The organism is Planktotalea sp. (genome assembly GCF_050633725.1).
In the GTDB taxonomy this organism is placed as follows: Bacteria; Pseudomonadota; Alphaproteobacteria; order Rhodobacterales; family Rhodobacteraceae; genus Planktotalea.
Genome location: NZ_JBOEHB010000004.1, coordinates 104,213 through 122,658 on the forward strand (window position 1 = coordinate 104,213; position 18,446 = coordinate 122,658).

General features: G+C 55.3%; 17 protein-coding genes. 11 read left to right on the top strand and 6 right to left on the bottom strand.

Going from position 1 to position 18,446, the window contains the following annotated elements; all coding sequences use genetic code 11:
• Nucleotides 1–77 precede the first annotated feature (77 nt).
• Entirely contained in the window at nucleotides 78–884 is an 807-nt protein-coding gene (locus ACRBCU_RS05210) for a taurine ABC transporter ATP-binding protein (protein WP_431364313.1), read from the top strand.
• A complete protein-coding gene (locus ACRBCU_RS05215; protein WP_431364314.1) occupies nucleotides 881–2,191 on the top strand; it encodes an ABC transporter permease in 1,311 nt (436 codons plus the stop codon). The genes ACRBCU_RS05210 and ACRBCU_RS05215 overlap by 4 nt, the downstream gene beginning before the upstream one ends.
• Nucleotides 2,192–2,332: 141 nt before the next feature.
• On the opposite strand, the gene ACRBCU_RS05220 is transcribed toward ACRBCU_RS05215, so the two are convergent.
• Entirely contained in the window at nucleotides 2,333–3,088 is a 756-nt protein-coding gene (locus ACRBCU_RS05220; RefSeq protein ID WP_431364315.1) for an NAD(P)-binding domain-containing protein, read from the bottom strand.
• A gap of 169 nt (nucleotides 3,089–3,257) precedes the next feature.
• On the opposite strand from ACRBCU_RS05220, the gene ACRBCU_RS05225 reads away from it, so the two are divergent.
• The 3 genes from ACRBCU_RS05225 (at nucleotide 3,258) to ACRBCU_RS05235 (ending at nucleotide 7,815) form a co-directional block, all read left to right on the top strand.
• Nucleotides 3,258–4,727, top strand: a complete 1,470-nt coding sequence (locus tag ACRBCU_RS05225; protein WP_431364316.1) for a PLP-dependent aminotransferase family protein — start codon at nucleotides 3,258–3,260, stop codon at nucleotides 4,725–4,727.
• A gap of 143 nt (nucleotides 4,728–4,870) precedes the next feature.
• The gene (gene xsc, locus ACRBCU_RS05230) at nucleotides 4,871–6,652 is read left to right on the top strand and encodes a sulfoacetaldehyde acetyltransferase (protein WP_431364317.1); all 1,782 of its coding nucleotides are present in this window, start codon (nucleotides 4,871–4,873) and stop codon (nucleotides 6,650–6,652) included.
• A 2-nt stretch (nucleotides 6,653–6,654) separates the two neighbouring features.
• Nucleotides 6,655–7,815 (top strand): acetate/propionate family kinase, encoded by a 1,161-nt coding sequence (locus ACRBCU_RS05235; protein ID WP_431364318.1) that lies wholly within the window; start codon nucleotides 6,655–6,657, stop codon nucleotides 7,813–7,815.
• Nucleotides 7,816–7,819: 4 nt separating this feature from the next.
• Here the strand turns inward: ACRBCU_RS05235 and ACRBCU_RS05240 are convergent, their stop codons facing one another.
• Nucleotides 7,820–8,671, bottom strand: a complete 852-nt coding sequence (locus ACRBCU_RS05240) for a phosphate acyltransferase (protein ID WP_431364319.1) — start codon at nucleotides 8,669–8,671, stop codon at nucleotides 7,820–7,822.
• 35 nt (nucleotides 8,672–8,706) lie between these two features.
• Here ACRBCU_RS05240 and ACRBCU_RS05245 point away from each other — a divergent pair, with 35 nt between their 5' ends.
• The 6 genes from ACRBCU_RS05245 to ACRBCU_RS05270 are packed head-to-tail and all read left to right on the top strand — an operon-like array spanning nucleotide 8,707 to nucleotide 15,238.
• Nucleotides 8,707–9,840 (top strand): citrate/2-methylcitrate synthase, encoded by a 1,134-nt coding sequence (locus tag ACRBCU_RS05245; RefSeq protein ID WP_431364320.1) that lies wholly within the window; start codon nucleotides 8,707–8,709, stop codon nucleotides 9,838–9,840.
• 4 nt (nucleotides 9,841–9,844) lie between these two features.
• Entirely contained in the window at nucleotides 9,845–10,594 is a 750-nt protein-coding gene (locus ACRBCU_RS05250) for a sulfite exporter TauE/SafE family protein (RefSeq protein WP_431364321.1), read from the top strand.
• A gap of 54 nt (nucleotides 10,595–10,648) precedes the next feature.
• The gene (locus ACRBCU_RS05255; protein WP_431364322.1) at nucleotides 10,649–13,468 is read left to right on the top strand and encodes a molybdopterin oxidoreductase family protein; all 2,820 of its coding nucleotides are present in this window, start codon (nucleotides 10,649–10,651) and stop codon (nucleotides 13,466–13,468) included.
• Nucleotides 13,465–13,608 carry a hypothetical protein gene (locus ACRBCU_RS05260; RefSeq protein WP_431364323.1) on the top strand — a complete coding sequence of 48 codons (144 nt, stop codon included), beginning with the start codon at nucleotides 13,465–13,467 and terminating at the stop codon, nucleotides 13,606–13,608. The genes ACRBCU_RS05255 and ACRBCU_RS05260 overlap by 4 nt, the downstream gene beginning before the upstream one ends.
• Nucleotides 13,605–14,366 carry a 4Fe-4S dicluster domain-containing protein gene (locus tag ACRBCU_RS05265; protein ID WP_431364324.1) on the top strand — a complete coding sequence of 254 codons (762 nt, stop codon included), beginning with the start codon at nucleotides 13,605–13,607 and terminating at the stop codon, nucleotides 14,364–14,366. The genes ACRBCU_RS05260 and ACRBCU_RS05265 overlap by 4 nt, the downstream gene beginning before the upstream one ends.
• On the top strand, nucleotides 14,366–15,238 hold the full coding sequence (locus tag ACRBCU_RS05270) for a dimethyl sulfoxide reductase anchor subunit family protein (RefSeq protein WP_431364325.1): 873 nt from the start codon (nucleotides 14,366–14,368) through the stop codon (nucleotides 15,236–15,238). The genes ACRBCU_RS05265 and ACRBCU_RS05270 overlap by 1 nt, the downstream gene beginning before the upstream one ends.
• A gap of 58 nt (nucleotides 15,239–15,296) precedes the next feature.
• Here ACRBCU_RS05270 and ACRBCU_RS05275 read toward each other — a convergent pair whose 3' ends face one another.
• From ACRBCU_RS05275 to ACRBCU_RS05290, 4 genes are read right to left on the bottom strand one after another with little or no spacing between them, the layout of a single operon-like run.
• On the bottom strand, nucleotides 15,297–15,917 hold the full coding sequence (locus ACRBCU_RS05275; RefSeq protein WP_431364326.1) for a DUF1523 family protein: 621 nt from the start codon (nucleotides 15,915–15,917) through the stop codon (nucleotides 15,297–15,299).
• A gap of 13 nt (nucleotides 15,918–15,930) precedes the next feature.
• Complete coding sequence (locus tag ACRBCU_RS05280; RefSeq protein WP_431364327.1) at nucleotides 15,931–16,197, bottom strand: hypothetical protein; 267 nt, start codon at nucleotides 16,195–16,197, stop codon at nucleotides 15,931–15,933.
• A 1-nt stretch (nucleotide 16,198) separates the two neighbouring features.
• Nucleotides 16,199–17,575 carry a DUF6638 family protein gene (locus ACRBCU_RS05285; protein ID WP_431364328.1) on the bottom strand — a complete coding sequence of 459 codons (1,377 nt, stop codon included), beginning with the start codon at nucleotides 17,573–17,575 and terminating at the stop codon, nucleotides 16,199–16,201.
• Nucleotides 17,572–18,369, bottom strand: a complete 798-nt coding sequence (locus tag ACRBCU_RS05290; RefSeq protein WP_431364329.1) for a hypothetical protein — start codon at nucleotides 18,367–18,369, stop codon at nucleotides 17,572–17,574. Before ACRBCU_RS05290 ends, ACRBCU_RS05285 begins: the two co-directional genes overlap by 4 nt.
• Nucleotides 18,370–18,446 lie beyond the last annotated feature (77 nt).

The following is an 18,446-nucleotide window of genomic DNA, read 5'->3' on the forward strand; positions in this document are numbered from 1 at the left end:
GCGAGGCGGGTGCCAACATGGTGCCCGCCTTTATTTTTTCCTCCATTGCCGCCCAAAATTTGGGCAGAGAGGGTCAGATGTCTGAACTCAAAATAGACAATATTTCAATGCGCTTTGAGTTGCCCAACGGCGGCCATGTGCAAGCGCTAAAGAATGTGTCTCTCGATATTAAGTCCGGCGAATTGATGAGCGTGCTCGGCCCTTCAGGCTGCGGTAAAACCACGCTGCTCAATATCGTTGCAGGTTTTTTAGCCCCGACCGAGGGCGATATTCTCCTGAATGAAAACAAAGTCGTTGGCCCAAGCCCAGAACGCGGCATGGTCTTTCAACAAGGTGCATTGTTCGAATGGATGAACGTGCGCGACAACGTGAGCTTTGGCCCCGATATGAAGGGCGTTAGCCGCGCAGAAAGCAAAGAAAAGGTCGAACACCTGCTTGAAGTTGTTGGCCTGCAAGACTTCAAAGAGAAAGCCATCTACGAGCTGTCCGGCGGCATGCAACAGCGCGTCGCGCTAGCGCGATGCCTTGCCAATGATCCTGATGTTATCTTGATGGACGAACCGCTTGGCGCGCTTGACGCTTTGACCCGCGAAAAGATGCAAAGCCTTGTTCTTGATCTTTGGAAAGACACGGGCAAAACAATCATCCTGATTACCCACTCTGTCGAAGAAGCGTTGCTTTTGGGCGAAAGGTTGCTCGTCATGGCCCCGCGCCCTGGACGCGTGCACAAAGAATACCGCCTCCCCTTCGCCGCTCTTGGCGTTGGCAATGATCTGCGCGAAGTCAAAAAGCACAAAGACTACGCGAGCACACGAGAAGAAATTCTCGAAATGATCTGGAGCATGGAAGAAGAAATCATGGGCCGTACGGAGGAAAACGCATGACCGGATTACTCGTACTCGTCCTATACGTCGTTGCCTTCTTTGGCAGCTACGCAATCTTGTCGCGCCTTTTGCAAAAGTACTTCCAGCGTGATGGCTACAACTCTCTTAAGACCGTTACATTTGGCGACGAAAGCGCGGTAAAAGCCAACCGCATCGCCTCGGTCATTTCGATCCTGACGGTCTTCTGGCTATGGGTCGCCTTTACCAACTCGGCCATTCCATTGCCAAAACTACCCGGCCCCTTCCAGGGTGATGTAACCTTCACATACACTGCGACGCTTGAGGATGGCACATCGGACGATGCTACCGTCACAGTGCGCGTGTATCGCGAAGACATTCAGCAAACTGTGGATGCAGAGGGTAATCCGGGTCGCGAACCCGCTGCGCCCGAAATCGAAGCTGGCGACGGATTTGCCAAGAACGACTCACTCACGGTGGCCCGTTACGGCTTCAAAGTGGTGAACGTCTGGAAAAACGATGAGGTGTCTAAGAAAGATGGCTCGAAGGTCACCGCGATCAACGGGCAAGCCATTGCGCCGGGTGAGAAAATCAAGATCGATGAAGGCGTCGTAGGTCTCACAGACAAAGGCACACCGACCTTTGCACCCAAAACGGGCCTGCGCATGGCGCGCCTCTATCTGCCAGCGCCAGAAATCGTTCTCCAACGCTTTATCAACCTGAACCGCGAAGGCTATCAGGGTTTCACACTGTGGGAGCACACACGCTACTCTCTACAACGTGTTCTCCTTGGCTTCTTGCTTGGCTCACTCGTCGGCATTCCGCTTGGCTATGCAATGGGTCTGACAAACTGGGCGCGCGGTTGGTTTGATCCAATCGTCGAATTCATGCGCCCGGTTCCACCGCTCGCTTTGATCCCTCTGATGATCATCTGGTTCGGCATCGGTGAGACTTCCAAGGTTATCTTGCTGTTCCTCGCAGCGCTCTGGATCATGATCATCGCAGCACGCTCTGGTGTGTCAGGTGTGGCCATTGCCAAAGTGCATGCGGCCTATTCTCTCGGGGCGTCCAAATGGCAAATCCTGAGCAAAGTCATCGTGCCAAACTCGCTTCCAGAGATTTTCACGGGCGCGCGCGTTGCAATGGGCGTATGTTGGGGCACGGTGGTTGCTGCGGAACTCGTCGCGGCCGAAGTCGGCCTCGGCAAAATGATCGTGGTCGCCTCCAAATTCCAGCTAACGGACATCGTTTTGGTCGGCATTATCCTGATCGGCATCATCGGCTTCCTGATCGACGTCGGTGTGCGCGCGCTTGAAAACTGGCTCGTGCCTTGGAAGGGCAAGGTCTAATCCTTCCAAACAGACAAACTATCAAACAGGGGCGAAGCAAGGACTTTCGCCCCTGTTTTCGTTTAACACCCAAGCGCCTGTCACCCAGTCACGGCCCTAAATCATCGCAGCAGACAAAGAAGGGGGGCAACATCATCCCATTCAGCCTTTCATGCCGCGACTGAGCCGATCCAGAACCTCACGCACGACGCTGCGCGTATCCGCGCCTTCCATCGCGTCCACAACGGCGCGGTTCAATGTGTTTGGCGTCGCAAGGCCAGATCGCGCCTCAAGAATGCGCCCTTGGCCATCTTTCGGAACATCTCGCAAAAATCCCGCCATAAGCGAGGCGTAATAGGTGTCCGCCCCGCTTGGATTTTCAATCTGTTCACCCAACCAATCAGCGCCATCTTTCATAACCGTTAGAACAGCGGACAAAAGCGCCGAAGCTGCAAAAAAGTCCGCCATTTGCTCTTCTGTATTCAAAGCGATCACAGGGTTTTCTGGGCCAAACAGCGCCTCAATCAAATCTGAACTTGGATATGCGGGCAAAGGGCATCCTCCGCGCTCAAGAAACCCGATCGGAACAGTAACAGACACATCCGATGCTGGCGCAATCGCGCGTTTGATGTCTTCTATTGCGACATTGGCCATCACCGAAATTACACGTTGCTGTTTGCGAAAATCCAGCGGAGTGACGATGCCCTCCCACATAGCAGGGCGAAGGCAAAGAAAAACAATGTCCGAGCGATCAACGACATCTTGGTTTTCCATGATATTGGCACCGACGGACGCTTCTAGATCGCGCGCAACATCTGCGCCTCTCTCCGACACATTCACCTCGTGTCCTTTGGACGCGAGAAAACGCACCATCGGTGCAGCGATATGACCTGTGCCCAAAAACCCAATGCGGCTCATGCGAAAACCTCCCTAGTTAAGCGGTCGCGCTTTGCGATCCGACTTTGCCGCCCAATGTATCGGCCTCTCTCAAGTCATAACAGCCTTCATCGTAGGGTGCGTGGTTCTCCACGCACCCTCATTGCTAGGTCCAGTTGCATCCTCACATAGGTCCAGACTAAACTGCGGCATGGCTATTTCAATCGACACCTTCTTCTTGAACCCCGATGCTCAAGGAACCCTGCAAGCACAAATCCAGCAGATCATTGCGCAAGGGATCTTGTCAGGCCGATTTGAAAAAGGGGAAAAGCTGCCCTCCTCGCGAAAACTCGCGACCCATTTGGGCGTGAGCCGCATAACCGTGACCCTTGCCTACACCGAGCTGCTCGCAAATGACTACCTAAGCAGCCGAGGCCGCTCTGGCTATTATGTCTCGTTAAACGCCCCCGAACCGCCCAAGTTCGAGCCGACGCGAACAAGCGAAGACGCAGTCGACTGGAACCGCGCCATCGGCCAGCGATACATTGGCGGCTCAACCCCCACAAAACCTGCCGATTGGTCGCGCTACAAATACCCCTTCATCTATGGACAGGTGGATCACAGCCTCTTTGATCACGCAAACTGGCGTCTGTGCGCATTGCAAGCCCTAGGAGCGCGCGATTTTTCCGCACTCACTGCTGATTACTACGATCAGGACGACCCCCAGCTCATCGAATTCATCCTGCGCCACACGCTCCCGCGCCGCGGAATTGTTGCAAGGCCAGAGGAAGTCTTGATCACACTCGGCGCCCAGAACGCGCTATGGCTTACGTCGCAAATTCTACTCACTCAAAGACGGACCGCCGCGATTGAGGATCCATGTTATCATGCCTTGCGCGACATTCTCACCCAATCTCGGTGCCATCTATCCCAAGTGCCCGTAGATCGTGACGGCCTTCAACCTGATCTTATCGAGCCGGAAACCGACGTAATTTTCGCCACTCCAAGCCATCAATGCCCTACATCCGCAACAATGCCCCACGCACGGCGCAAGGCCCTGCTTGCCCGCGCCAAAGACATAGATGCGTTGATCGTCGAGGATGACTATGAATTTGAGATGTCCTTTCTCAACGCGCCACTTCCCGCTCTTAAATCGCTCGATGAAGACGGGCGGGTGATCTACGTCGGAAGCTTCTCAAAATCCCTTTTTCCGGGCCTGCGCCTTGGCTATGTTGTAGGTTCCGAACCCTTTATCCGCGAAGCACGCGCCCTTCGCGCGTCTGTTCTGCGCCATCCGCCCGGGCATATCCAACGCACAGCCGCCTATTTCCTGTCGCTTGGTCACTATGATGCGCTCGTGCGCAAGATGGGCATGGCCTTTAAAGAACGACGCCGTGTCATGGAAGAGGCCTTGAAAACCCACAAGTTAGAGATCGCTGGGCGCGGTGTTTTTGGCGGCTCTAGCTTCTGGATGCGCGCGCCAGAATCGATCGACACTCAGGAACTCGCAGAGAGACTACGAAGCCAAGACGTCTTGATCGAGCCGGGGCATTCCTTCTTTAGCCAAGACGCGCGGCAAGGAAACTATTACCGCCTCGCCTACTCTTCAATTCCCATCGAAAGAATACCCGAAGGCGTCGCGCGTATCGCGCTTGAAATCAGTGAATTAATGAGACGGTAAGGCTCAGTTTTTTCGCAACTGGATATATCCACTGCATCATTTTGGCCCTAACCTGAATCTCCGTCGCTGCCTAGTGTCGCGTCAATTCGCCTGCCCTTGTTGCGGGCATTTTCTATTCCAAATGACAGTCCAGGAGCGCATCCATGAAGATGACCACCGAAGAGGCCTTTGTTAAGGTTCTACAACGCCACGGTATCGAGCACGCCTTTGGCATTATCGGCTCTGCCATGATGCCAATCTCTGATATTTTCCCTAAAGCGGGCATCAAATTCTGGGATTGCGCCCACGAAGGCAGCGCCGGCATGATGTCAGACGGTTACACGCGCGCGACAGGCAAAATGAGCATGATGATCGCTCAAAATGGCCCGGGAATTACGAACTTCGTGACGGCTGTGAAAACAGCTTACTGGAACCACACGCCCCTGTTGCTCGTAACGCCGCAGGCCGCGAACAAGACAATCGGTCAGGGTGGCTTCCAAGAAGTCGAGCAGATGAAACTGTTCGAAGACATGGTCGCCTACCAAGAAGAAGTGCGCGATCCGTCCCGCGTTGTTGAAGTGCTCACACGCGTGATTTCTCAGGCAAAACGCCTGTCTGGCCCTGCACAGCTCAACATCCCACGCGATATGTGGACCCAAGTCATCGACACAGAAATCGTCGATCCGATTGAGTTCGAAGCGTCCCCAGGCGGTTCAAACTCTGTTGCAGAAGCGGCAGCGCTTTTGTCGTCTGCAAAGAACCCTGTGATCCTGAACGGTGCAGGCGTTGTTCTGTCCAAAGGCGGTATTGAAGCGTCCAAAGTTCTAGCCGAGCGCCTGACAGCACCTGTTTGTGTTGGCTATCAGCACAACGACGCCTTCCCGGGCAACCACCCGCTTTTCGCAGGTCCATTGGGTTACAACGGCTCCAAAGCAGGCATGCAGTTGATCAAGGACGCGGACGTCGTTCTCTGCCTTGGTACGCGCCTCAACCCGTTCTCTACTTTGCCGGGGTACGGCATGGAATACTGGCCAACGGATGCGAAGATCATTCAGGTCGACATCAACCCTGACCGTATTGGCCTGACCAAGAAGGTCACAGTTGGCATCGTCGGTGATGCTGCAAAAGTTGCAAGCGGCATCCTCGCGCAGCTGAGCGACGACGCTGGCGACGCAGGCCGTTCCGAGCGCGAAGCACATATCGCCAAAACCAAATCCGCATGGGCGCAGGAACTAACATCCATGACGCACGAAGACGACGATCCGGGCACGACTTGGAACGAACGCGCGCGTGCGGACAAGCCTGAATGGATGTCTCCTCGCATGGCATGGCGCGCGATCCAGCAGGCGCTTCCACGTGAGGCAATCATTTCCTCCGATATCGGCAACAACTGTGCAATCGGTAACGCCTACCCTGATTTCGATGAGGGTCGTAAGTACCTTGCGCCGGGTCTGTTTGGCCCATGTGGCTATGGTCTGCCTGCGGTTGCTGGTGCGAAAATCGGCTGTCCTGATGTGCCTGTTGTTGGCTTTTCTGGCGACGGTGCATTCGGTATCGCCGTGAACGAACTTACAGCGATTGGCCGTGGTGACTGGCCTGCAATGACACAGGTTGTTTTCCGTAACTACCAGTGGGGCGCGGAAAAGCGGAACTCCACGCTTTGGTTCGATGATAACTTCGTCGGCACCGAGTTGGACGAGCAAGTGTCCTACGCGGGCATCGCTCAGGCCTGTGGCCTCAAGGGCGTCGTCGCGCGCACCATGGATGAACTCACAGAAGCGTTGAACCAAGCTGTGAAAGATCAGATGGAAAACGGCATCACCACGCTGATTGAAGCCATGATCAACCAAGAACTAGGCGAGCCATTCCGCCGCGATGCGATGAAAAAGCCCGTCGTTGTAGCTGGCATCGACGCAAGCGACATGGTCGAGCAAAAGGTAGACTAAGAATGGCGAAACCCGGCAATTCAGACTGCATTCTTGTAGTGAATGCCGGATCGTCCTCGATCAAATTTGCACTTTTTGATCCTTCCATGTCCGAGGTCATCTCGGGCATGGCAGAAGCCATCGGCGGCGCATCGCGCCTAAAGATCGGCAAGCAAACACAAGACACCCCGTTCATTGATCACAAGTCTGCACTGTCAGCGATCTTGAAGGGATTGGACAAGGCGGGTTACCCGCTCACCTGCTTGCGCGCCGTCGCGCACCGCGTCGTTCATGGCGGCTCAAAGCTCGCGGGACCAATGCGCATCAATGCAGATGTACGCGCCGAAATCTCTAACTGCACACCGCTTGCACCACTGCATAACCCTCACAACTTGGCTGGCATCGACACCCTTGCTGATCTCGCGCCGAACTTGCCGCAATTTGCCAGCTTCGATACCTCGTTTCACGCAACCAACCCACCCGTCGCGACGCGCTATGCGATCCCGCGCATGCAAGAAACCAAGGGCATTCGCCGCTATGGTTTTCACGGGCTAAGCTATGCTTCGCTGGTCCAGCGTCTTCCAGAAGTCTCAAAGGAAAAGCTGCCCTCTCGCCTTCTCGCTTTCCATCTCGGCAACGGTGCATCACTTTGCGCCATCCAGAACGGGCGATCCGTCGCAACAACGATGGGCTACTCCCCACTTGATGGACTTACGATGGGCACGCGCTCTGGTGGAATCGACGCAAACGCAGTGCTGCGGCTTGTTGAAGACAACGGGCTTGAGCGCACCAAGGCGATCCTCAACCACGAAAGCGGCCTGCTTGGCCTGTCTGGCGGCAAGTCTGATATGCGCAACCTGATGACCGACCCTTCCGCCGACAGCAGCTTTGCGATTGAGCATTTTTGCTACTGGTCGCTGCGCCATGCTGGATCGTTGATTGCTGCAATGGAAGGCCTTGATGCCATCGCTTTTACGGGCGGCATTGGCGAGAACGCGACAGCCGTGCGCGCAGGCATTCTGCGCGGTTTAGAATGGATCGGCGCACGCATGGACATCGACGCCAACCATCGCGGCAGCGCGCGGCTTCATGCGCAAAGCTCAAAGGTCGCGATATGGATCGTGCCCGCCGAAGAAGAACGCATGATCGCGCTCGACGCCGCCGCCCTTATGGAGGCGACGTGATGTCCTATGCCATCGCAATCGCGACGACCGCGCTCGCGACAATATCATCAACTGTGGCCCCACGGCTGAGATCGCAAACAGGCTTGGCAAAACCCTGCAAAAACGGCCCAATTGCCTGCGCACCCGCAAATTCTTGGCATAGCTTATACCCGATATTGCCAGAGTTGAGATCAGGGAAGACCAACACATTCGCATCCCCTTCCCCCATTTCCTTTTTGCGCGCAATCGTTGGGTTCAAAGCCGCATCCGCCTGCACGGGGCCGGTAAATCCAGTCGCCTCGGCCACCTCGCGCACCAGATCAACGCTTGCGCCTTGCCCGGAACGATCCGTTGAGAACGACAGCAGCGCAGTCTTGGCTGAACCGAGCAGCGCCTCTCCCGTCGCATGCGACGCACGCGCGATATCGCCCAGCGCGGCCGCATCGGGCGCAACATTCACCGCGCAATCGGCAAAGATCATCTCGCGGCCATCAGGGAAGATCATCAAGAAGAATGACGAGGGCGTCGCAACGCCGCTCGACAAACCAATCCCGATGCTTGCCGCTTCGATCACCTTCTTGGTCGGGCTGTCAGCGCCCGCGACCATCACATCCGCTTCACCAGCCGCGACCATTGCCGCCGCGCGAAACAGTGGCTTGGCAATCATGCGCTTCGCAATCGCTGGCTTCATCCCGCGCGCGGCGACAAGCGCCTCGACATGCGCTACGCTCGGCTCAGCGAGACCCAATGGCTCGGCAAGACCCTCTTGGCGCAAAATCTCCGCCGCTTGCGCGACACGTGGATCGTCTAGTTCTGGCAACACAACACGCGCGGGATTGGCCCGAGCACGTTCAAAAAAATTTTCCAAAATTGGCATGCATGCCTCCGTATACAATCTGAAGGGAGCTCGTAATGAGTGAAGATGTAAAGATCAATCGTGGTCTCAAAGGCATCTATTTCGAGCGCTGCGGCGTCAGCGACATCAACGGATCAAAGGGCGAGCTAAGCTATCGCGGCTATTCGATCCACGATCTCGCGACGAAATCCACCTTCGAAGAAGTGTGCTATCTTCTGATCTTTGGTGAGCTCCCAAGCGCCGATGAACTCGCAAGTTTCGATGCCCGCCTCAAAGCCGCGCGCACCCTGCCTGCGCCCGTTTTCGACATCATTCGCGCCGCCAAAGACGGCCACCCGATGGATGTGCTGCGCACCGCCGTCAGCGCCCTCGCCGCACTTGAGCCGCAAAGCAGCAACGTCGGCACCGAAGCCTTTATCGAAAACGGTATTCGCCTGACCTCACAAGTGCCGATGATCATCGCCGCCCATGAAGCGATCCGAAATGGCCGCGAACCCATCGCCGCTGATCCGAACCTCAGCCATGCCGCCAACTGGCTCTGGATGCTCAAGGGCGAGCTGCCTTCCGAAGATGCCGCGCGTCTCGCAGACGTAGATTTCATCTTGCACGCAGAACACGGCGCGAACGCCTCCAGCTTTGCTGCGCGCGTAACCATTGGCACCGAAGCTAACCTGCATGGCGGCATCGTCACCGCGCTTTCGACCCTTGCAGGCCCAGCGCATGGCGGCGCGGCTGAGGACGTGATGAAAATGGTGCACGATATCGGAACGCCCGAGAATGCAGCCGCCTATGTCAAAGAAAAACGCGGCAAACGTGAAGCGGTCACTGGTTTTGGCCACCGCGTTTATCGCGCCGAAGATCCGCGCGCTCGTCACATGCGCGATGGCGTAAAGAAACTCGGCGAGGAAATGGGCGCGCCTGAATGGTATGAAATTCTGCAAGGCGTTGTCGAGGCGATGAAACCCTACGCTCGGCATGGCCTCAACGTGAATGTCGATTTCTATTCTGGCGTGATCTATCAACTTCATGGCATTCCCATGGACCTTTATGTTCCGATCTTTGCCATTGGCCGTATGCCCGGCTGGATCATCCAATGTATCGAGCAGCAGGAAAGCAATATCCTGATCCGTCCTTTGACGCTCTACAATGGCCCTGAGCCACGTGACTATGTCGCAATGGGTGATCGCTAAATAGATGGCTTGGCTCGCTCTGACACCAGCGGAAATCATGATCCTCACCGCGATTTGCTTCGCGGCGGGGGTCGTTCGTGGGTTTTCTGGCTTTGCGCTTTCAGCGCTGGTCATGGCGAGCGCTGCACTTATTCTGCCCCCGATCCAACTCATCCCGATTTGCTGGTGGCTGGAACTGTCCGCAAGCGTTCTTATGGCGCGCGGTGGCTGGCAAGAAGCGGATCGCAGGATCGTTTGGGGGCTCGTCATTACCTCCGCACTAGGGACGCCAATTGGCCTTTGGCTCACCACAAGCATTGACGTCGAAAGCTCAAAGCTCATCGCACTTTGCGTCATAATCACCTTAGCTGCCCTGCAACTTGCCAAAATCCGCATCCCTGCCCTTGCCAGCCGCTCGGGTCTTTATGGCGCGGGTTTGCTCGCTGGCATCGTCACTGGCCTCGCCAGTGTGGGCGGCATGGTCATCGCGCTTTATGTTCTGTCGAGCGATACACCAGCGCGAAAGATGCGCGCGGCGCTTGTGCTGTTTCTTTTTCTCAGCTCGGTTACCTCGCTTATCTGGCTTTTCTGGTTTGAAATGATGAACCAGCAAGCAATCACCCGCGGCGTCGTTTTCGCGGTACCCGCAATCGCTGGCGTTTACGCAGGCATGAAACTCTTCACACCGCGCTTTGAACCCTATTACCGCCCGTTCTGCCTGACCCTGCTCTGCGGGCTTTCTGCCTTTGGTTTGCTCAGGTTAACCTTGTCATGACCCCCAACCTGACCCACACTCATTTTCGCACCTGTAACAAGGAAAGTATCTGACATGCCCAAAGATCAGCCCACACTGGACCTGTCCCCCCACGTCTCAGACGAGGTGCGCAAAACCACCTGTTACATGTGTGCCTGTCGCTGCGGCATCAATGTCCATATGAAGGACGGCAAGGTCGCTTATATCGAGGGCAACAAGGATCACCCTGTGAACAAGGGTGTACTTTGCGCCAAAGGCTCAGCTGGCATCATGCAGGTCAATGCCCCCTCGCGTTTGAAAGCGCCTTTGAAACGCGTTGGGCCACGCGGGTCGGGTGAGTTCGAAGAGATTTCATGGGAAGAAGCGCTGACAATCGCTACAGATTGGCTCGCCCCGATCCGCGCTGAGAACCCTGAGAAACTCGCCTTTTTCACTGGTCGCGATCAATCGCAGTCTTTCACCAGCTTTTGGGCGCAGCACTTTGGCACGCCTAACTATGCTGCCCACGGTGGCTTTTGCTCAGTGAACATGGCCGCCGCTGGCATCTATACGATGGGCGGTGCTTTTTGGGAATTCGGTCAACCTGATTGGGACCATACCAAGCTCTTCATGCTCTTTGGTGTTGCCGAAGATCACGATAGCAACCCGATCAAAATGGGCATCGGCAAAATCAAGGAACGCGGCGCGCGCGTGATTGGCGTCAACCCGATCCGCACGGGCTATAACGCGGTTGCCGATGATTGGGTCGGCATCACGCCAGGAACCGACGGTCTCTTCATCCTCGCGCTTGTGCATGAGTTGATGAAAGCAGGCAAAATCGATCTGGAATACCTCGCCCAATACACCAACGCACCTGTTTTGGTGGACAGCGAAACCGGCCTCTTGATGCGCGACGAGAACGGCAAGGAACTGGTCATTGATCGCAACACAGGCAAGCTAACTCCGTTCGATCAAAAGGGCGTACGCCCTGACCTCTCTGCCACCTACCGTCATGCAGGCGTCAGCCATCGCCCTGTCTTCCACCTTATGGCCGAGCGCTATCTCTCCACAGAATACGCTCCCGAAGCCGTTGCCGAACGCTGTGGCATCCCTGCCGAGCGTATCCGCGGCATCGCCAACGAAATCGCGCGTGTTGCGTTTGAGGAAAGCTTTGAGCTGGATCACGAGTGGACCGACTTCCGCGGTGAAACCCACAAGACGATGACGGGCCGCCCCGTGAGTTTCCACTCCATGCGCGGCATCTCTGCGCATTCCAACGGCTTCCAGACCTGCCGTTCGCTCCATGTGCTGCAAATCCTGCTCGGCACCGTCGAAGTCCCCGGTGGGTTCCGTTTCAAACCACCCTATCCGAAGCCTGCAACAATCCACCCAAAACCGCATTATGGCGTGACACCTGGCAAGCCGCTGGATGGCCCGCATCTTGGTTTCGTGCATGGCCCCGACGATCTTTGCCTCAAGGACGACGGTTCAGCGGCGCGTATCGACAAGGCCTTTACTTGGGACAACCCGATGTCAGCCCATGGCATGATGCATATGGTGATTTCCAACGCCTATGCGGGCGATCCCTACAAGATCGACACGCTGTTCATGTATATGGCGAATATGGCGTGGAACTCATCGATGAACACGCGCGGTGTCATTGATATGTTGACCGACAAGAATGAGGAAACGGGTGAATATGTTATCCCCCGCATCATCTACTCAGATGCCTATTCTTCGGAAATGGTTGCCTATGCGGACCTGATCCTGCCTGATACGACGTACCTTGAACGCCACGATTGTATCTCGCTACTCGACCGCCCGATCTGCGAGGCTGACGCCGCCGCCGATGCGATCCGTTGGCCTGTGATCGAACCTGACCGCGATGTGCGCGGTTTCCAATCGGTGCTCTGTGAACTCGGTGCGCGTCTCGATTTGCCGGGCTTCATCAATGAGGACGGCAGCCAGAAATATGCCGATTACGGCGATTACATCACCAACCACATCCGCAAGCCGGGCATCGGCCCGCTCGCAGGGTGGCGCATGGGTGAAAACGGTGTGCAGCACGGGCGCGGCGACGCCAATGAGGCCCAGCTTGATAGCTATATCCAAAACGGTGGCTTCTTTGTTGAGCATATTCCCGAAGGATCAAACTACTACAAACCGTGGAACATGGCCTACCAAGAGTGGGCTGTGGGCATGGGTATCATCGACAAACCCGAGCCTTATCTGTTCCAGCTTTATGTCGAGCCGATGCGCAAATTCCAGCGCGCCGCCGAAGGGCATGGGGATCGCCAACCACCCGAGCATCTGCGCGAGCGGATCAAAGAGACGATGGACCCTTTGCCGATCTGGTACGAACCCTTCGAGGATGGCAATGTCGATGTGGACGAATATCCCGTTCACGCCCTCACGCAGCGCCCTATGGCGATGTATCACTCTTGGGGTACTCAGAACGCATGGCTGCGCCAAATTCATGGCCGCAACCCGCTCTACCTGCCAACAAACCTGATGCAAAAGCATGGGCTCAAGGACGAAGATTGGGCGACGGTGACCTCTGCGCATGGCGCGATCACGGTTCCTGTCATGGAAATGGCAGCGCTGAACCCGAACACCGTTTGGACATGGAACGCCATTGGCAAACGCAAAGGTGCTTGGGCGCTGGAAGAGGATGCGCCAGAGGCCACCAAGGGCTTTTTGCTCAACCACCTCATCCACGAATTGATGCCGCCCAAGGGCGATGGTCTCAGATGGTCAAACTCTGATCCGATCACTGGCCAAGCCGCATGGTTCGATCTGCGCGTTAAGATTGAAAAGGCAGCCAATCCGCCAAGCGAAAGCCAACCCGCGTTTGCACCTATCAAATCCCCGGTCGGCACAGGCCCGTCCGAACTGAAGTGGAAGACGAAACCATGAGCGGTCCACAAAAAACCCTGCTGCTCATCGGAGCGTTTCTCGCTCTGATGATCGGCACATTCATCTGGTTCGTCGCAACTTGGGACGCCGCAAAAGAACAGCCCGTCAGCGGGCACATGACATTGGAGGCCATCGTATGACGACGCTCCCCGCCAGCACCCAAAAAAAACTCGGTCTTGTCATCGACCTTGATACCTGTGTGGGCTGTCATGCCTGCGTGGTGTCGTGCAAAGGCTGGAACACCGAAAACTATGGCGCGCCGCTGAGTGATCAAGACCCTTACGGCGCTGATCCTTCGGGTACTTTCCTCAACCGTGTGCACTCTTTCGAGGTGCAACCTGATGAGGGCGCAGCGCAGCTTATCCACTTCCCCAAATCCTGCCTTCACTGCGAAGACGCGCCTTGCGTTACTGTCTGCCCAACAGGCGCCAGCTACAAACGCGTTGAGGACGGCATCGTTCTGGTGAACGAGAGCGATTGCATCGGATGCGGCCTATGCGCTTGGGCCTGTCCATATGGTGCGCGTGAAATGGACGCCGCAGAGAAAGTGATGAAGAAATGCACTCTCTGCGTCGATCGCATCTATAATGAAAACCTGCCCGAAGAAGATCGCCAACCTGCTTGCGTGCGCACCTGCCCGTCAGGCGCGCGTCACTTCGGGGATCTGGGCGATGCAAATTCCGATGTCAGCATCCTCGTCGCCGAGCGCGGTGGTTTTGATTTGATGCCCGAGCAAGGCACCAAACCCGTCAACAAATATCTGCCGCCGCGACCCAAGGATACTATGGAAGAATTCGACGTTCTCGCCCCCTACCTCGAACCCGTCGCACAAGATGCGGGCGGCTTCCTTGGCTGGCTCGACAAAGCCTTAGACGCCCTACCGGGAGGAGCAAAGTAATGCATCCAGCACCGTCCATTATCCTCTTCACCACACTCTCTGGTCTCGGCTTTGGCTTGCTTGCTTTTCTTGGCATAGGCATGCCTGGCTCAACGGGCCTCGTGGCGTTTGTTTTCTTCGCAATTGCCTATCTGCTCGCCGTAGGGGGTCTGCTCTTTTCAACCTTCCATCTCGGCCACCCAGAACGCGCAGTGAAAGCATTTAGCCAATGGCGCTCTAGCTGGCTCTCGCGCGAAGGGATTTGCGCAGTCGCAGCGCTGATCGTGATGGCAATCTACGGATTTGGTCGCGTCTTCTTGGCCCAGAACTGGGGCCTGATCGGCCTCATCGGTGCTTTCTTGTCACTGGCAACTGTCTTCACGACCTCGATGATCTACGCGCAGCTCAAAACAGTGCCGCGCTGGCACATGCCGCTAACCAGCCCGCTGTTCATGGCCTTTTCGATCACGGGCGGCGCGCTTCTTGCAGGACAAGTCACGCTGGCAATACCATTTCTGATCATATCCGCAGGCATCCAAGTCGCCTATTGGATCATGGGCGATGGCCGCCTTGCCGCCTCTGGCACCACGATGGAAAGCGCAACAGGCCTCGGCCACATCGGCAGCGTCAAAGCGTTCGAACCGCCCCACACAGGCTCCAATTACCTGATGCGCGAATTCATCCACGTGGTTGGACGCAAGCATGCAAGCAAGCTGCGCATCATTGCGCTCACACTAGGGTTCTTGGTGCCGTTGATCTTCTTGGTACTTCCATTCGGCCACTTCTTCGCGCTGATCGCTGTGCTAAGCCATATCGCCGGCATCTTAACATCGCGCTGGCTTTTCTTTGCGCAGGCCGAGCACGTCGTCGGGCTCTATTACGGCAAACGCTAAACGAAAAAGCCCCCGCGACAATGTCGACGGGGGCTTTTCTATTCTGGGAAACCAGCGCTTATTTGCGCCAACTTCCGAACCATTTCTTCACATCATCACTCGTATTCGCGATGCTATCTCCCGCATCTTCGAGAACGGGATCAATCCGGTTCTCGCGGAACCGACGCCAGCGCACCCAGATCGCCCAAACGAATGCGAAGAAGAACAGCAAGATCACGATATTGAGCCAAGGAATGATCCGCACGTCGGGCCCATCGACCGCACGTACAGAGATCGCATTGGGGAAAATCGACATGAACTCATTGCGCCAGCCATAATGCTTGATCACAACCCATTGCGGTGCATCGGCGCCAGATTTCAGATCCGCCGCTTCGGCCTGCAAATTGGACGTGTCAAACTTGAAGTACGGCGGCCAACCCCAGCCTGTGTCTTCGTTGCGGTAAACCATGACCTTGTCATTGCTCAAACGTGACTGAATGAAGAACACATCGCGGTTCACTGTCGTCGCCGCGTTGCCTACGTCAGAGCTCGCCCAGAAGATCGAGTTCTCACCGAAATCAATCCGTTTTTCATAGGTGTCCGTGACGCGCGCAACGTCGTGTTGCGGCAGTGTGTAGTGAAAAAACGCAGCGACCAGCACCCAAAAGGTGATCCAGAACGCCCACTTGATATAGCCCATGTCTCAGGCTCCCTTACATAAAATTAGTCGCATAGATGATGAACGAAATAATGCAGATCGGGATAACGTACACCCCGAGGATCAACTTACGGCGCAGCGAGTCGTCGTAATCCTCCAAGCCTTCCTTCACAAAGGCATCGCGATCGCCCGTCTTTACCTCTTCATCCCATTCTTTTTCCAACTTCCCGCGTCGTACCGCGCGCGAATAAAAGGAAAGACACACATAGATCACCGACAGGATCAGAAAGCCGAAAACCAGCAAACGTGCGAGTGCTAACATATCATTTTCCCCTTACCGCGCCCCAAGGGCCAACCGCAGCGATCTTCTTATTGCTCACACTCCAAGGCCCGTCCTTAGAGCCAGAGCGTTTTCGCGCGGGTTCTTCCATTTGTGCCTCATGCCCAAACAAAGCATCACGCGCACCTGCCTTATCCACTTGATACTCCCGATCCAGAAAATCCGCCACATAGGATTTCTTGGTCTCATGCCAGCCCGCATAAAGCTGATAGAACAGCTCCTTATGACAGATGAACAACTGGCGCACGTCCTTGGGGGACAATTGCGACAGCAGCATATTCACCAAGTCACGATCTTCATGATCCGCAGAGCGCAGTGTGTAGAAATATGCAGGATGATCCGAAGTGATGCGCGGCCAACGACCGCCCTCTTCGGCCCAGCGCAAAAGCGAGGCAAGCCCGTGAAACTCTTCTGGCAAATCGCTCGCGTGACGGCGCGCCAGCGCGCGAATATCGCGCCGCGTTGCGCCCGTTAGATCAATCCCGCTTTCCTGCGCGGTATCAACAACGATGAAATCCATCTTTTGCTGCAAAATCGCCGCCGCATCTATGCCGCGCGCTTTTACAATCGGCTCTGCCAGATCGTTATACTCAAGGAACTTCGCAATTTGATTACGATCCTTCATGTCGAACACATACTTGATCGGCAGCTTGCCCAGCGCCGATTTATCACCCGATGAAATCACCGCAGGGTGATCCATCCCCTGAAACACATAAAGCCCGCCAAAATGCGCAGTCCAGAAATTGCGCTGCTCGAACTCCATCAGGTTCAGCGCAATCGGGTTGCGCGTCACATCCCCCGTGCGCTTGGCCTTGCTGATCATATCGGCGATCAAGACATCATCGAACCACGCGTCTTCCTCTTGCATAAAGCGATCCACGTCGTCCGCCAGCGCCTGCGCCTCGGCGACCATGCCCGTAGTCGTATCCGCCTCCAGTCGCACCTTGCGAATGTCAAACAGACGCGCGGGACTATCGACAGAATAGACCGAGTTCACCAACTCGCCCGCCACAGCATCGCGCGCGGTCAGGGCGAAAAGCTCGCTTTCATTTTCCTCGATGAAATGGCGCAAGATGGAACGGGAGGTCGAAAACTTCGCATTCAACAGCGGCGAGCGTTTTTGATCCGTAGAGAGCAAAATAAACTGCCGATTCACCCCCGCATGGTTGAGATAAAGCGGATCACCCAGCTCATCCCCGATCTCGGGCGAATAGCCGGATATGTCGATATGAAAATCGGTCAGCTTGGTTTGTTTTTGCGTGAGATGCATGAGCGCACGATTATACCGTTCGATCAGCGCAGGGCTTTCGACATGGATGAGGTTGCCAAACATCAGGCCGCGTTGGATGAGGTGGATCATATTGCGGTCCTAGTCTTTTGAGATTCGGCCGCATTGCTTTTTGACCAAAGCGGCAATGCTTCTAGTCCTTTCAAGATTGCAGGGATTTTGTATACGCAACTCATTTTTAGAACTCTTTCTGTGCTAGCAGATTTTGGACCAACACTCGAACGCAATTGTTCAATTCGCGCTAATACCCCAACAAAAGCTTCGGGAAATTCAACTTCTTCACTTGTACTGTACTTGCCGGAAAAACTGGTCGCTTTTTCAAAGAACTCAGAAAGTTCGATAAGCACAGAGCGTAAGTAATTGTCATCGGACGTCAGTTCTTTCCTCGATGCGAAGTATAATGTTGCGCTTGGAACGTGCCCTTCGTATCTCTGCCGAGAATGGATTGAAATCTCCGTTTCTTGTATTAATTGTGAAACTTCTCGCAACAGCTGAAATACCAAAGCATCCGCTTCCATCTCAGCCTTTTTACGATTCTCTAACTGAAAGATCGCAACCTGTTCATCAGCTACTTTTTTTTGAGCCTCTTGAGCCACTGCCATACGTTCAAACTCTTTTCGAGTAAGCTTGAGCTCTTTCCGTTGCTCCGACAGTTCTTTGCTCTGTAGCATAACTGTTACAATGATCCAAAGAAACGCAAGAGTGCCTGCGATTCCAGCAAGGGTATCTCCGACTTCATTGGGAGGTGCATTCCACAAATAGCCCCATTTGTTTGGACCTACCCCTAGCCAGTTCGGCACTGGGCCAAACATCAAAAATGCAAACACAACAGCGACGGAGAAAGTCCCCCAAACTCCAAACTTCATTGGCGTCGCGGAAACCAAATACAGCCGCCTAGCTCTCCTTAAAGGGTGTTTCCATGACCTCTTGGGTTTCTTTCGCT

What these genes read in the sequence shown, in the direction of transcription:
- ACRBCU_RS05210 (WP_431364313.1), top strand. Translation starts at nt 78, where the DNA reads ATGTCTGAACTCAAAATAGACAATATTTCAATGCGCTTTGAGTTGCCC.
- ACRBCU_RS05215 (WP_431364314.1), top strand. Translation starts at nt 881, where the DNA reads ATGACCGGATTACTCGTACTCGTCCTATACGTCGTTGCCTTCTTTGGC.
- ACRBCU_RS05220 (WP_431364315.1), bottom strand. Translation starts at nt 3,088, where the DNA reads ATGAGCCGCATTGGGTTTTTGGGCACAGGTCATATCGCTGCACCGATG.
- ACRBCU_RS05225 (WP_431364316.1), top strand. Translation starts at nt 3,258, where the DNA reads ATGGCTATTTCAATCGACACCTTCTTCTTGAACCCCGATGCTCAAGGA.
- xsc (WP_431364317.1), top strand. Translation starts at nt 4,871, where the DNA reads ATGAAGATGACCACCGAAGAGGCCTTTGTTAAGGTTCTACAACGCCAC.
- ACRBCU_RS05235 (WP_431364318.1), top strand. Translation starts at nt 6,655, where the DNA reads ATGGCGAAACCCGGCAATTCAGACTGCATTCTTGTAGTGAATGCCGGA.
- ACRBCU_RS05240 (WP_431364319.1), bottom strand. Translation starts at nt 8,671, where the DNA reads ATGCCAATTTTGGAAAATTTTTTTGAACGTGCTCGGGCCAATCCCGCG.
- ACRBCU_RS05245 (WP_431364320.1), top strand. Translation starts at nt 8,707, where the DNA reads ATGAGTGAAGATGTAAAGATCAATCGTGGTCTCAAAGGCATCTATTTC.
- ACRBCU_RS05250 (WP_431364321.1), top strand. Translation starts at nt 9,845, where the DNA reads ATGGCTTGGCTCGCTCTGACACCAGCGGAAATCATGATCCTCACCGCG.
- ACRBCU_RS05255 (WP_431364322.1), top strand. Translation starts at nt 10,649, where the DNA reads ATGCCCAAAGATCAGCCCACACTGGACCTGTCCCCCCACGTCTCAGAC.
- ACRBCU_RS05260 (WP_431364323.1), top strand. Translation starts at nt 13,465, where the DNA reads ATGAGCGGTCCACAAAAAACCCTGCTGCTCATCGGAGCGTTTCTCGCT.
- ACRBCU_RS05265 (WP_431364324.1), top strand. Translation starts at nt 13,605, where the DNA reads ATGACGACGCTCCCCGCCAGCACCCAAAAAAAACTCGGTCTTGTCATC.
- ACRBCU_RS05270 (WP_431364325.1), top strand. Translation starts at nt 14,366, where the DNA reads ATGCATCCAGCACCGTCCATTATCCTCTTCACCACACTCTCTGGTCTC.
- ACRBCU_RS05275 (WP_431364326.1), bottom strand. Translation starts at nt 15,917, where the DNA reads ATGGGCTATATCAAGTGGGCGTTCTGGATCACCTTTTGGGTGCTGGTC.
- ACRBCU_RS05280 (WP_431364327.1), bottom strand. Translation starts at nt 16,197, where the DNA reads ATGTTAGCACTCGCACGTTTGCTGGTTTTCGGCTTTCTGATCCTGTCG.
- ACRBCU_RS05285 (WP_431364328.1), bottom strand. Translation starts at nt 17,575, where the DNA reads ATGATCCACCTCATCCAACGCGGCCTGATGTTTGGCAACCTCATCCAT.
- ACRBCU_RS05290 (WP_431364329.1), bottom strand. Translation starts at nt 18,369, where the DNA reads ATGAAGTTTGGAGTTTGGGGGACTTTCTCCGTCGCTGTTGTGTTTGCA.